This is a genomic window from Arthrobacter sp. NPDC058130, from assembly GCF_042884475.1.
GTDB lineage: Bacteria > Actinomycetota > Actinomycetes > Actinomycetales > Micrococcaceae > Arthrobacter.
In genome coordinates this window covers 96,336-109,596 of record NZ_JBHVTV010000009.1, presented here as the reverse complement: position 1 = coordinate 109,596, position 13,261 = coordinate 96,336, and the positions used below count along the sequence as shown (strand labels likewise).

The 13,261-nt window shown below is 68.4% G+C and carries 13 protein-coding genes; 3 read left to right on the top strand and 10 right to left on the bottom strand.

Annotated features, from left to right (window positions below; all coding sequences use genetic code 11):
• Window positions 1–16: 16 nt before the first annotated feature.
• From ACFVTM_RS15605 to rimP, 3 genes are all read right to left on the bottom strand, one after another.
• The gene (locus ACFVTM_RS15605) at window positions 17–415 is read right to left on the bottom strand and encodes a YlxR family protein (protein ID WP_390204456.1); all 399 of its coding nucleotides are present in this window, start codon (window positions 413–415) and stop codon (window positions 17–19) included.
• Window positions 416–619: 204 nt separating this feature from the next.
• A complete protein-coding gene (gene nusA / locus ACFVTM_RS15600) occupies window positions 620–1,600 on the bottom strand; it encodes a transcription termination factor NusA (RefSeq protein ID WP_390204455.1) in 981 nt (326 codons plus the stop codon).
• Complete coding sequence (gene rimP / locus ACFVTM_RS15595; RefSeq protein ID WP_390204453.1) at window positions 1,600–2,214, bottom strand: ribosome maturation factor RimP; 615 nt, start codon at window positions 2,212–2,214, stop codon at window positions 1,600–1,602. Before rimP ends, nusA begins: the two co-directional genes overlap by 1 nt.
• 106 nt (window positions 2,215–2,320) lie before the next feature.
• Between rimP and ACFVTM_RS15590 the strand changes: the two genes are divergently transcribed.
• From ACFVTM_RS15590 to ACFVTM_RS15580, 3 genes are all read left to right on the top strand, one after another.
• Complete coding sequence (locus tag ACFVTM_RS15590; RefSeq protein ID WP_390204451.1) at window positions 2,321–3,544, top strand: DUF4439 domain-containing protein; 1,224 nt, start codon at window positions 2,321–2,323, stop codon at window positions 3,542–3,544.
• Between the two features lie 92 nt (window positions 3,545–3,636).
• A complete protein-coding gene (locus ACFVTM_RS15585; protein ID WP_390204449.1) occupies window positions 3,637–4,365 on the top strand; it encodes a VIT family protein in 729 nt (242 codons plus the stop codon).
• Between the two features lie 69 nt (window positions 4,366–4,434).
• Window positions 4,435–5,655 carry an aminoglycoside phosphotransferase family protein gene (locus tag ACFVTM_RS15580; protein WP_390204448.1) on the top strand — a complete coding sequence of 407 codons (1,221 nt, stop codon included), beginning with the start codon at window positions 4,435–4,437 and terminating at the stop codon, window positions 5,653–5,655.
• Here ACFVTM_RS15580 and ACFVTM_RS15575 read toward each other — a convergent pair.
• The 7 genes from ACFVTM_RS15575 to ACFVTM_RS15545 all read right to left on the bottom strand — a co-directional run bounded on the left by ACFVTM_RS15575 (window position 5,536) and on the right by ACFVTM_RS15545 (window position 13,239).
• Window positions 5,536–6,945, bottom strand: a complete 1,410-nt coding sequence (locus ACFVTM_RS15575) for a pyridoxal phosphate-dependent decarboxylase family protein (protein WP_390204447.1) — start codon at window positions 6,943–6,945, stop codon at window positions 5,536–5,538. The two genes, ACFVTM_RS15580 and ACFVTM_RS15575, sit on opposite strands and share 120 nt — an antisense overlap.
• 56 nt (window positions 6,946–7,001) lie before the next feature.
• Window positions 7,002–7,802 (bottom strand): sulfite exporter TauE/SafE family protein, encoded by an 801-nt coding sequence (locus ACFVTM_RS15570; RefSeq protein WP_390204445.1) that lies wholly within the window; start codon window positions 7,800–7,802, stop codon window positions 7,002–7,004.
• A gap of 13 nt (window positions 7,803–7,815) precedes the next feature.
• Entirely contained in the window at window positions 7,816–9,627 is a 1,812-nt protein-coding gene (locus ACFVTM_RS15565) for a proline--tRNA ligase (RefSeq protein WP_390204444.1), read from the bottom strand.
• A 445-nt stretch (window positions 9,628–10,072) separates the two neighbouring features.
• On the bottom strand, window positions 10,073–10,843 hold the full coding sequence (locus ACFVTM_RS15560) for a hypothetical protein (RefSeq protein WP_390204442.1): 771 nt from the start codon (window positions 10,841–10,843) through the stop codon (window positions 10,073–10,075).
• 40 nt (window positions 10,844–10,883) lie between these two features.
• Window positions 10,884–11,771, bottom strand: coding sequence for a GNAT family N-acetyltransferase (locus ACFVTM_RS15555; RefSeq protein ID WP_390204596.1), 888 nt, complete (start codon window positions 11,769–11,771; stop codon window positions 10,884–10,886).
• The gene (gene ispG / locus ACFVTM_RS15550; protein WP_390204440.1) at window positions 11,734–12,900 is read right to left on the bottom strand and encodes a flavodoxin-dependent (E)-4-hydroxy-3-methylbut-2-enyl-diphosphate synthase; all 1,167 of its coding nucleotides are present in this window, start codon (window positions 12,898–12,900) and stop codon (window positions 11,734–11,736) included. Before ispG ends, ACFVTM_RS15555 begins: the two co-directional genes overlap by 38 nt.
• A gap of 48 nt (window positions 12,901–12,948) precedes the next feature.
• Complete coding sequence (locus tag ACFVTM_RS15545; protein ID WP_390204438.1) at window positions 12,949–13,239, bottom strand: YciI family protein; 291 nt, start codon at window positions 13,237–13,239, stop codon at window positions 12,949–12,951.
• Window positions 13,240–13,261: the final 22 nt, after the last annotated feature.

Sequence of the window (13,261 nt, the reverse complement as noted above, 5' to 3'; positions counted from 1 at the left end):
ACTCATCGGGTTTCCATCAGTTTTCTGACCCGCTTTCAGGTTGGACGGTTGTTGCTGCGGCCACCGGGGTGCCCACGGCTTCCGTGCCGGCAGTGATCCGGCGTTCCACATCGGCTGTACCGGCTGCGCCGTTGAGGGCGCGACCGAACGCTCGACGTTTGACCGCCAGTGCCAGGCACTTTTCGCTGGGGTGCAGCCATGCTCCCCGGCCAGCCATCCGGCGTCGTTCATCCACCACGACGGCGGACGAACCGCCGGCGCCGGCGACGAGCCGGAGTAACTCCGACCGCGATCCCTTTTGTCGGCATCCGATACAAGTGCGCTGCGGCTGATTCCCGAGGTGTTGCACATGTGCCACGTTCGAGTTTCTTCCTGCCAGTTCAACTGCTTGGTGTATCACCGCGTCCCCGGCCATCGGGGAAAATCCCAGACGCGCCAAAGACACACGGATACCGGCCGTTAGGCGCGGTCATGTCTATTCTAGCCCCTCCGGCGCCCGGGTCCCGAACCCAGGCATACCGTTCAGCTGGTACATCACGCCAGACCCGCGAGTGCGGGCATGCGCAGCGGGCCGTGACGGCGGCCCGCTGCACCCGTGCGTGCGTTTCCGCGCTCCGGGCTATTTGCCGCTGTTGACGGCGGCGTCGGAGACGATATCGATTCGCCATCCCGTGAGCTTGGCGGCGAGGCGGGCGTTCTGGCCCTCCTTGCCGATGGCCAGGGAGAGCTGGTAGTCGGGAACGACCACCCGTGCGGAGCGGGTCGCCTCGTCGGTGATGGTGACCGAATTCACGCGCGACGGCGACAGTGCGCTCGCGATGAAGGTCGCCGGGTCGTCGCTGAAGTCGACGATGTCGATCTTTTCGTCGTTCAGTTCGGTCATGACCGCCCGGACACGCGAACCCATTTCGCCGATGCAGGCACCCTTGGCATTGACGCCGGGGGTGTTTGCCTTGACGGCGATCTTGGTCCGGTGGCCGGCTTCGCGGGCCAGCGCCACGATTTCGACCGAACGGTCCGCGATCTCGGGAACTTCGAGTTCGAAGAGCTTCCGGACGAGCCCGGGGTGGGAGCGGGACAGCGTGATGGAGGGGCCCTTGGTACCGCGGTGGACGTCGATCACGAAGGCGCGGAGCCGGTTGCCGTGGATGTACTTCTCGCCGGGAACCTGCTCGGGAGGCGGCAGCAGTGCCTCCACGGTGCCCAGGTTCACCTGGATCATGTGCGGGTTGTTGCCCTGCTGGATGGTGCCAGCCACGAGTTCACCTTCGCGGCCCTTGAACTGGCCCAGCACGTTGTCATCCTCGGCGTCCCGGAGGCGCTGCAGAATGATCTGACGTGCGGTGCTCGCAGCGATGCGTCCGAAGCCCGCGGGGGTGTCCTCGAACTCGCCGATCGGGGCGCCGTCGTCGTCGATCTCGGTGGCCCAGATGGTCACGTGGCCGCTCTTGCGGTCGAGCTCGGCCCTGGCCTTTTCGAAGGCGCCGGGGGTCTTGTGATAGGCCACCAGCAGTGCCTGCTCGATCGTTGGAATCAGGAGATCCAGCGGGATTTCACGCTCACGCTCCAGGAGTCTCAGCGCGCTCATGTCAATATCCATTAGGCCTCCTCAGAAGGTCCATTGTGTTCTTTTTCCAGACCGGCCTCTTCGAGGCGGCTGAACTCTATCTCGACTTTTCCGCTGCGGATCCTGTCGAAAGGAAACTTGACGGGCTCACCCTGCTTGGGCTTCATGCCCTTCTTGGCAGCAATTTCCGGGACGAGGGTGACTCCCCCAGCATCCACGGACTGGACCCTGCCGGTGACGTTGTCGCCCTGGATCACGTTGACGTTGACCATCCGGCCGCGGGCGCGGTGCCAGTGCCGTTCTTCGGTCAGTGGGCGTCCGACGCCGGGTGAAGATACCTCGAGCTCATAGGGGCGGGCGTCCATGCTGGGATCGTTGTCCAGGGTGTCCGAAAGGGTCTTGGAGATCTCCGCGATGACGTCGAGCCCGACGCCGCCGGTTTCCTCCTGCGGCAGGTCCACCACTACGTGGACCACGCGGTTGGCGCCGGCAACATGGATGGATACGTCCTCCAGGTACAGCCGGTTCGCAAGCACGGCGGGTTCCAGGAGTGCATACAGGCGCTCGGCCTCGACGTTAACGGATGCGGCTTCAGCCTTCCCCGTCCCGGTCCGGTCTGTTGAAGTCGTGGCTTCTGCGTTGGTCATGATGCCGGCCGCCTCCCGCTAGATGATGTTGTGTGTACTAGCCTAGCGATTTTCCGGGCGACGTGGTGCACTTCAGTTCCGGGCCGGCATGACAACATGGTCTGTTGTGAACGACGACACCAGGGAAAAGCGATGGCAGGATCACTTTCCCCGGCGGCTCCCCCGTTACGCGCTTCTGGCGTGCCTTGCCCTGGTGGTGGTGAGCCTGGGGGTGGCCCTTTTGCCGGCACGGCAGCCGGAACCCGCGGAACCGCCCTTCTCCGAGCAGGCACGTGCCGCCGCACTGGCCGAAACCCTGCAGCTGTTGGCCGCCGGCAACCAGCTCGGCACTGCTGCTGGCGGCAGTCCGGCGGACAATTCAGCCGACCATGCAGAGAATTCGGAACCCCCGGCGGGTGCCGGGAATCCTGCCGTCGAGCGGACTGTGACCTTGCTGACAACCCAGGCGCGAGCGCTGCTGGCGCCGGGCGAAAGCCTTCCGGGTCCATCCGGCGCGGCGGCCACGGACTCCGGCCGGGCAACGCCTCCGGGCTCCGCAACATCTTCCGCCACTCCAGCGCCATCGGCCGAGCCATCCTCCGGATCGACGACCGAACCGTCCGCAGCAGCGTCCGCCGCACCCGTGCCGGCGACCGCCGCCGGACTGGTGGCGGCTATCGCGGAGAGCGGCAACCAGCGCCTAGCGGACGCGGCCGTGGCCGACGGCGGCATGGCAAGGCTGTTGGCCGCCGTCGGCACCGGGCAACTGCTGCAGGCGTCCGCCCTCGCGGCCGGCACCGGAATCACGACGCCACCTGCCGACGCAGCCTCCCCGCAGTTGTCCGGCACATGCCCGTCCGGATCCGCTGCCGGGCAGTCCGCTGAGGAACAGTCCTCGGCCGGGCAGTCCGCAGCCATATCCGGTGTCGGGGATGCCCTGGCGGCGGTGGTCCGGACCGAGGCGCAGACTATCTACGGCTACCAGGTGGCGCTCCCCCGGCTGGGCGGCGACGCGGCGGAATCCGCGGCCGAGCAACTGGCGCGCCACGGTGTTCTCCTCAGCGGCGCGGAAAGGCTCAGCGAGCTGCACTGCGCCACTGTTCCGCCGCGCGAGGCGGGCTATGCGCTTGGCCAGTCCTTCCTGGCCTCCCCCGCGGCTGGCCTCGGCGGCCTGGAGGCCGCCGCACTGCCCGTGTACGGCGACCTCGTGGCCCTCAGCGATGGCGAGACCCGGCAGTGGGCCATCGCAGCCCTGCTCGGCACGGGAAAGCGGGCCGTGCTGTGGGGCGCGGATCCCGGCGCCCTGCCGGGCCTGGACCGCGCGGCACTGGAATCGCTGCCGGCAGGCTGAGGCGGCAGGCTGAGGTCCGGGGCAAGCCTCGGCTAAATTTGGTAAGCCTTGGAATACTGGCAAGGCTCCGGCCCGGGTGATTTGCTGTAGGCATGGACACGACCGGCGGTGCAACACTTCACGAGAACGAGCCCCACAACAACGACATCGCGCAACGCCTCAATTGGCTCCGCGCGGGCGTCCTCGGGGCCAATGACGGCATCGTCTCTGTCGCCGCGATCGTGGTCGGCGTCGCCGGCGCCACTTCCGATACCGGCCCGATCCTGCTCGCCGGCGCGGCGGGGGTCGTGGGCGGCGCGATCTCGATGGCCTTGGGCGAATATGTCTCGGTCAGCAGCCAGAAGGACAGCCAGCACGCCTTGATCGAGAAGGAGCGCCAGGAACTGGCGGAACAGCCGGAGGAAGAGCTCGAGGAGCTCGCGGCGATCTACCAGGGCAAGGGCCTCAGCCCCGCGACGGCGAGAACGGTGGCCAAGGAACTCACGGCCCATGATGCCCTCGGCGCCCATCTCTCCGCCGAACTCAACATTGACGAGGGCGACATCGTGAGTCCGTGGCACGCGGCGTTCGCTTCAGCCATCGCGTTCCTCTGCGGGGCGGTCCTGCCCATGCTGGCCATCCTGCTGCCGCCGGAAAACGTCAGGATCCCCCTGACCTTCGTGGCTGTGCTCGTGGCCCTGGCGGCCACAGGTGCCGTGGGCGCGTGGATCGGCGGCGGCTCGAAGCTCAAGGCAGCCATCCGCGTGGTGGTTGGCGGCGCTGCGGCGCTGGTGGCCACCTTCGCGATCGGCAGCGCGCTCGGCGCGAGCGGCATCGTTTAGGGCCGCCGGGCCCGCTCCCGGGCAGCCAAGCCGGCGGCATGCACTGCGTAAGCACCTACGATAGGTCCGGTGAGCCCCATTCAAGACGTCCCCATTCCACCTGATCTTTCCCGCCGCTACGGCCGGACACATGACGGACGTGCCTGGCTGGCGTCACTTCCCGGACTGATCGACCAATGCCTCGATCAATGGGAGCTGGTGCCGGATTTGGAGCCGGGTGCCTTGCCCTGGAACGGTCACGGCGGCGTCGTCCTCCCCGTGCGGCGCCGGGACGGCGATGGATCCCCGGGCGACGGCGACGGCAACGCCGCCGTGCTGAAGGTGGCGTTTCCGCATGAGGAAGCCACCCGTGAGCATCATGCCTTGGCCCTGTGGGGAGGCCACGGAGCGGTCAGGCTGCTGGCCGCCAACGCAGGATCCTGCGCGTTGCTCCTGGAGCGCCTCGACGCCTGCCGCTCCCTCCTGGATGTCCCCTTGGAGACGGCGGTGACCGTGTGGGGCGGCCTGGTCCGCCAGCTCAGCGTGGTCCCGGACGACCGGCCGGAATGGCAGGAAATGGACCACGTGGCAGCCAAGGCCGAACAGTGGAGCGATGATCTCCCCGCGACCTGGGAGCAGCTGGGGCGGCCGTTCCCGCGATGGTTGCTCGAGGCCGCGCTGGAGGTCTGCCAGACCCGCGGCGCCGTGGGCAGGCGGTCAGGCAAGGACGTCCTGGTCCATGCGGACCTGCACTACCTGAACGTCCTGGCCCGGCCCGGCGTGCCGGAGACTGGGAACGGGCAGCCGGCACCGGCGGGGCTGGCGTCGTACGCTGCGATTGATCCCCAGCCGCTGATCGGTGAGGCGGAGTTTGCCGTGGCCCCGTTGCTGTGGAACCGGGTCCGGGAATTGCCGCAGAGGGATCCAGGACGCGCCCTGCTCGCCCGCTGCGCGGATTTCAGTGCCGCGGCCGGCCTCGACGCCGAGACCGCCCGGCAGTGGAGCCTGGCGCGCGAGGTGGAGAACGCCCTCTCGTACGCTTCGCTGCGTCACCACGAGGGTGATCTGGCCCGTTCGCTGTGGGTGGCGAGCACGCTGGCGGGCCGGACCCTGCCGGGTCTGCCCGCCCCGCAGGAGCTTCCGGCGCCCGGTGAAGCCCCACGGCGACCCTCAATGGAACGCGGCCGGCGGCTAGCCCCGTACGGCCGCCAGCGCGTCGCGGACGGCGTCGACGGCGACTCTGACGTCGGCGTCGTCCGTGCTCCAGTTGCTCACAGATATCCGCAGGATGTCGCGCTCCTGCCAGCGTGAACCGGACATCCAGACCCGGCCGTCGCCGATGATCCGCTCCGTCACGGCGCGCGTCACGGCGTCGTCCCCGAACGCCAGGGAGACCTGGGTGTAGTCGACGTCGTTGAGCACCTCGACGCCGTCCAGTGCCGCGAGCTGTTCGGCCAACTGCGCGGCGCGCTGCACGAGCGTCCGGACCTGGCTGGCGACGCCGTCGCGGCCGAGGGATTTCAGCGCCGCCCACACCGGCACGCCACGTGCCCGTCGGGAGAGTTCGGGCACGCTCTCGAACGGGTCGCCGGCACCGTCCGCGGCCTGGATCAGGTAGCTGGTGTGCACGCCCATCGCCGAACGCAGGGCCTGGGCGTCGCGCACGATCACGATCCCGCAGTCGTAGGGCACGTTGAGGGTCTTGTGCGCATCAGTCCCCCACGAATCGGCCAGCCCGACTCCGGCGGTCAGGGCGGACAGCTCGGGCACAGCGGCTGCCCAGAGTCCGAACGCTCCGTCCACGTGCACCCAGGCGCCATGGGCCTTCGCGACGGCGATGGCCTCGGCAAAGGGGTCGAAGGCGCCCGAATGAAGGTTCCCGGCCTGCAGGCACACGAGCGTCGGGACCGGGCTCCCCTCCCCCGCGCTGAGCGCGAGGTCCAGGGCGCAATCCAGCTCGGCCGGATTGATGCGTCCCTGGCGGTCGGAGGGCACCACGGTGGGACGTCCGAGGCCCAGGTAGCGCAGGCCGAGGTCGATGGTGTCGTGGCGTTCCTGCCCCACGAAGCAGCGGATCCGGGGCGCGCCGGCGAGGCCGTCGCCGTCGAGGTCCCAGCCGGCATCGGCCATGAGGCGCCAGCGGGCGGCGGCGAGGCCGGTGAAGTTGGCCATGGTGGCCCCGGTGGCAAACCCGACGCCGGACTCTTCGGGGAGCCCGAGAAGCTCAAGGATCCACTTGCCGGCGGCTTCCTCGATCGCGGCGGTGGCGGGCGTGGCGAAGCGCAGCCCCGAGTTCTGGTCCCAGGCGCTGAGCAGCCAGTCCGCTGCCAGGGCGGCCGGCAGTGTCCCGCCGATGACCCAGCCGAAGAACCGTCCGGACGGCATGCCCATCAGCCCGGGTTCGGCCTTGGCAGCGAGATAGTCCACCACGTCGGCGGCCGGCATGCCGGTCTGGGGCAGCGGGCCGCCGAAGTCGGCAGCGAGCTCGGCGGCCGTGGCCCGTGGTCCGATGTGGCGTGTGCCCTGGCTCTCGAGCCACCGGCGTGCGTGCCGGGCCGCGGCTTCGAGGGCATCCCTGTAACGATCCTCGCCTGCTGACATAGCTGCATGCTACGCCCGGCGTCAGCGGACCGGGAGCCCCCTTGCGACGTACCGGGCTAAGCGAAGTTGTCCTGCCAGACGTCGGAGCCGAGCTTGATGATCAGCGCGGCCACGACCACCAGGAAGACGATGCGGATGAAGCGGCTGCCCTGCCGGACGGCGGTCCGGGCACCGATGTATCCGCCGGTCATATTTGCCGCCCCCAGCAGCAGCCCCAGGCCCCACAGCACCGCGCCGTGTGGCACGAAGAACAGCAGGGCGCCGGCGTTGGTGGCCACGTTCACGATCTTGGCCTTGGCGCTGGCCTCCAGGAAGGCGTAGCCCATGGCCGAGACGAGCGCGATGATCAGGAACGAGCCCGTTCCGGGTCCGATCAGGCCGTCATAGAAGCCGATCGCGCCCCCGATCAGGCAGGCCACCACATAGTGACGGTGCCCCTCATGGCGCAGCTTGGTCAGCTGGCCGACGCTGGGCTGGAAGGCGGTGAAGAGGGCGACGGCGATCAGCGCGGCCACGATGATCGGCTTGAACACGCTCGCCGGCAGGTTGGCGGCCAGCACCGCACCGCCGTAGCTGCCCGCCAACGCGATCGCCGCCATGGGCAGGGCGGTGCCCAGATCGGGCCGGACACGGCCGTAAAACGTGACCGCGCTCGTGGTGGTGCCGAAGATGGACCCCATCTTGTTGGTGGCCAGCGCCTGCACCGGGCTGATCCCCGGCACCAGGAGCATCGCCGGCAGCTGGATGAGCCCGCCGCCGCCGACGACGGCGTCGACCCAGCCCGCCGCCAGTCCCGCCACAATGACCAGGACGACGGTACCGAGCTGGATCGACTCGAGTCCGGAGACCGCTAGCAAGGACTGTGCAGCATCAGCTGTTGCGCACGGCGTTGACCACGTAGTCAACAGCCTTGTCAACGGCGACGTTCTCGGCGTCGCCGCTGCGGCGGTCCTTGATCTCCACGACGCCGTCCACGAGTCCGCGACCGACGGCCAGGATGGTGGGGACGCCGACGAGTTCGGCGTCGCCGAACTTCACGCCGGGGGAAACCTTGGGGCGGTCGTCATAGATGACGTCGAGGCCGGCCGCCTCGAGCTCCAGGGACAGCTTCTCGGCGGCCGCAAAAATCTCCTCGCCGCGGCCCACTGCCACAACGTGGACGTCGGCCGGCGCGACGGCGCGCGGCCAGACCAGGCCCTTGTCGTCGTGGTTGGACTCGGCCAGGGCAGCTACCGCGCGGGTGACCCCGACGCCGTAGGAACCCATGGTCACCACGACCTGCTTGCCGTTCTGGTCCAGGACCTTCAGGTCCAGTGCGGCGGCGTACTTCCGGCCCAGCTGGAAGATGTGGCCCATTTCGATGCCGCGGGCGGTTTCGAGCGGGCCGGAACCGTCCGGTGCCTCGTCGCCGGCGCGGACATCGGTGCACTCGATGACGCCGTCCCAGCCGAAGTCGCGTCCGGCGACGAGGCCGAAGACGTGCTTGCCGGCCTCGTTGGCGCCGGTGACCCAGGCGGAGCCGCTGACGACGCGGGGGTCCACGAGGTAGAGCAGCTTTGCGGCGCCTTCGGTGCCGAGCAGCGGTGCGTCCAGCGACATGCCGGGGCCGAGGTAACCCTTCACGATCAGGGGCTGCTTCTTCAGGTCGTCGTCGTTTGCGGCTTCGAGCGTGATTTCGCCGGCGATCGGCAGGAAGGACCCGATGTTCGCTTCGACGCGCTTGAGGTCAACGCCCCGGTCGCCCGGGAGGCCGATGACAACGAGCTGGCGTTCGCCGGTCGGCAGCGTCACGGCGAGCACGACGTTCTTGAGCGTGTCGGCGGCGGTCCAGGCACCGCCGTCGGCCTCTGTCCGCGGAACCAGGACGTTGGCGGCGTCGACGAGCGTTTCGATGGTGGGCGTGTCCGGGGTGTCCCGGACCTCGGCGGCCGGTGCGTTGCTGAAGTCGATGTCAGCCGGGACCACGGTGGTGACGGCCTCGACGTTGGCCGCGTAGCCTCCGGCGGAGCGCACGAAGGTGTCCTCGCCGATCTCGGTCGGGTGCAGGAATTCCTCGCTCTTGGACCCGCCCATGGCGCCGGCGGTGGCCGCAACCGGAATCACTTCAAGGCCCAGGCGTTCGAAGATCTTCAGGTACGCGCCGCGGTGGGCGGCGTAGCTGGCGTCCAGTCCGGCGTCGTCGACGTCGAAGGAGTAGGAATCCTTCATGATGAATTCGCGGCCGCGCAGCAGGCCTGCCCGGGGGCGTGCCTCGTCGCGGTACTTGTTCTGGATCTGGTAGATGCTCAGCGGCAGGTCCTTGTACGAGGAGTACAGGTCCTTGACCAGCAGGGTGAACATTTCCTCGTGCGTGGGTGCCAGGAGGTAGTCATTGCCCTTGCGGTCCTTGAGCCGGAAGATGCCCTCGCCGTATTCGGTCCAGCGGTTGGTGGCCTCGTAGGGCTCCTTGGGCAGCAGCGCCGGGAAGTGGACTTCCTGGGCTCCGATGGCAGTCATTTCCTCGCGGATAACCTGCTCCACCTTGCGCAGGACACTCAGTCCCAGCGGCAGCCAGGTGTAGATGCCCGGGGCGGCCCGGCGGATGTAGCCGGCGCGGACCAGGAGCCGGTGGCTGGCCACCTCGGCGTCGGCGGGATCTTCGCGCAGGGTGCGCAGGAACAGCTGGGAGAGTCGAAGGACCACAGGTGGGGTATCCGTTTCTGGGGAAGTGCGGGCATAGCCTAAGAAAAGCGTCTAGGTACTAATCTACCGTCCTGACGGCCCCCGCTTACCGCGACCCCCTGCCGTTGCCCAGCCGCTGACCGGCTGCTGACCGGCTGCGGCAGCGCCCATGGCACGGAAGAGCAGGAAAGAGCCACGCCATAACTGGTGGAAGCCCCTGGCCGTTTCCGGCTGGTCATCCCGTCATGGCGTGGCTCCCGTGGCCCCAGCACCCCCAGATCTCAGGCTGCGAGCTACTTGGTGTCGCCTCCAGGCGTCGCCTTCCCCGAAATCTGCACCGGGGAACGCTCGCGCCTTTGCGACACGGCTAGGTAGAACCTATGTGACACGGGGCCGGGAATCAAGAGTCTGCAACCGCATAATTTCAACAACCGCCCTGGAGGACCGGTCCGCGCTCCGAAAGGGTCTACTTTCCGACCAGCGCGGCGGCCTCGTCCAGCATCGTTCCGGCCCGGGTCACGGCGTCGGCTTCGCTGGCCCCGCCCGCCGCGATGACGGTGACGAGAACGCCATTTTGGAGCACCTGCCCGGTGATCGCGGACTGCTTCCGGCCGTCGGCAAGGGCGGTGTCCGTCCGGTACGCGATGGTGCCCGGGGTCGAGCCGAGTCCGTCCAGCTTGGTCAGCTTGAGGTCCACTTTGGTCCCGCCGGTGGTGAACGAAAGGGCCGAGCACTTGTTGAGGACCTCGCCCTGGGCCATTCCCTGCTCGAGGACCTTGGCGTCAGCGCGGAACGCCAGGGAGACCCCTGTGCTGGCGCCTGTCGCGGCGTCCTGGGCGACACCCGCCGCGACCGCCGTGCCTTCGGTCGACGCCGCCTGGCCGCCAAGGGCCAGCGGCGCGCACTCTGCCGGTTCCACCGAGATCGATGCCAGCACGGATTTTGCCTGGTCAATCGATTTCTGGAGGTCGGCGCCCGACATCATGGTGAGCGGCTTGCCCTGCCCGTCCTTCAGCTGCGCCACGAGGGCCGTCAGCTCCTCGCTGGTGTATGCCTTGGCCTGCGTCTGCGTGGGAGTCGGCGTGCTGGACTCGCTGCGCGCCGGGGCTCCGGCCTGGGTTTGCGTGCTCTTGGCTGTGTCCGGCGCGCCGCCGGGGGTGCCGCACGCGGACAGCCCCATGGCGCCCCAGGCGAGTAGTGCCGAGGCACCGGCAATGCGCAGCGCTGACGTCTTCATGTTTCCCCCAAGAACTGGACCGGTCGCCGGCAGCTGCCCGCTAGAAGAGCACTGTAGCGAACGTGCCCACCTGGCGGAAGCCCACCCGTTCGTAGGTGGCCCGCGCCCTGGCATTGAAGCCGTTGACGTACAGGCTGGTGACCGGCGCCAGGGTCTGCGCGAGGACGACGACGGCGGCCATGTAGCCCGCGCTCAGTCCCAGTCCGCGGAACTCGGGATTCATCCAGACGCCCTGGACCTGGGTCACTTCCGGCGTGACGGCGCCCAGCTCGGCCTTGAAGACGACGTCGCCGTTCGCGTTCAGGTGCACGAGTGAATGGCCCTGGCGGATGAGGCTCTTGACCCGCCGGCTGTAGTATTCCCTGCCGCCAAGGTAGGGCGAATAGCCCACTTCTTCCTCGAACATGGCGGCGCACGCCGGCAGGATCTTGTCGAAGTCGGCCAGCTGGCCAAAGCCGAGCGCGGGCTCGGGCCGGACGGCGGGCGGGCCCGAGATCGTCAGCAGGGGCTGGTGGTCCCGGACTTCATGGGCGCCCTGGCCGAGCTGCTCCAGGGCCGAGTGGATCGCCAGGACAGGCTCGGCGGGTCCGAAGATCGAGGCGTAGCGGCGCCCCGAGCGGTGCGCGGCCGTCGCAACGAGGCCGGCGAGGTCAGGGTCCAGCTCGATCGGCACCAGGTTGGCGCCGGCCCAGCAGGCGCCCAAGAGGGTGCCGCCGTCGAACACGCCAAAGATGCTGGCGCCCCCGGCAGTGGGGGACGCCGTGCCGGCGGCCTCCAGGTGCGAGAGGATGAAGACATTGGCGACGGCGTCCCGGTGCGCGAGCGCCAGCAGCGCTCCGGTGTCGGCGCCACCCAACGCCCTGACGACGACGCCGGGAGCGGCGTCGTCCTTACGAGACGCTAACCACGGGGCTACCCTTGACAGCATCTTCGCCATCGGCGTCCCCCATCTCTTCAGCGATTCGCATGGCTTCTTCGATCAGTGTCTCAACAATCTGATCCTCCGGGACAGTCTTGATGACCTCGCCCCGGACGAAAATCTGGCCCTTGCCGTTACCGGAGGCGACGCCGAGATCGGCCTCGCGGGCCTCACCCGGGCCGTTCACGACGCAGCCCATGACCGCCACGCGCAGCGGGACCTCCATGCCTTCCAGGCCCGCGGTGACCTGCTCGGCGAGGGTGTAGACGTCCACCTGGGCGCGTCCGCAGGACGGGCAGGAGACGATTTCCAGCTTGCGGGGGCGCAGGTTGAGCGACTGCAGGATCTGGTTGCCCACCTTGATTTCCTCGACCGGCGGGGCCGAGAGGGAGACCCGGATAGTGTCGCCGATTCCGCGGGAAAGCAGGGCGCCAAACGCCGTCGCAGACTTGATAGTGCCCTGGAAGGCCGGTCCGGCCTCGGTGACGCCAAGGTGCAACGGCCAGTCGCCCTTTTCAGCCAGCAGCTCGTAGGCGGCGACCATGATGACCGGGTCGTTGTGCTTGACCGAGATCTTGAAGTCGTGGAACCCGTGCTCTTCAAAGAGCGAGGCCTCCCAGACGGCGGATTCGACGAGGGCTTCCGGGGTGGCCTTGCCGTATTTCTTCATGATGCCCGGTTCCAGCGAGCCGGCATTGACGCCGATCCGGATCGAGGTGCCGTGGTCCTTTGCGGCCCGGGCGATTTCCTTGACCTGGTCATCGAACTTGCGGATGTTGCCCGGGTTCACGCGCACTGCCGCACAGCCGGCCTCGATCGCGGCGAAGACGTACTTCGGCTGGAAGTGGATGTCCGCGATCACCGGAATCTGGGACTTCTTGGCGATGATCGGCAGGGCCTCGGCGTCATCGGCGGACGGGCAGGCGACACGCACGATGTCGCAGCCGGAGGCCGTGAGCTCGGCGATCTGCTGCAAAGTGGCGTTGATGTCGGTGGTCGGCGTCGTGGTCATCGACTGGACACTAATGGGCGAATCGGAGCCGACGCCCACGGAACCGACCTTGATCTGGCGCGTCTTCCGGCGGGGGGCAAGGACGGGGGGCGGTGCTGACGGCATTCCCAGGCTGACCGAGGTCACGTGGACTCCCTTTTAGTAGCGATGTAGCGAAAGTGTGGGCGGAAAGGGCTAGGCGTGCTCGGCCAGGAGGCCGGTCACCGGCGCCCACGCAGTGGTACGTGTGCCGGAGATGGCACCGGCGGCCGCGAAGGGGTCCTGCCGCAACAGGTCATTCAGGGCCGCCTCGTCGGCCGCCTTGAAGATGAGCAGTGCACCCGCACCGTCGCCGTAGGGGCCGCTCGCCAGCAGGGCGCCCTCGCGGGCAAGTCCCGCCGTCCATTCACGGTGTGCCGGTCGGCTGGCATCGCGGACCTCGGAAGATTCGGCGTCGTACACGTACTCCACAGCAAAAACAGTCATACGGATACACTATCGCCCTGTT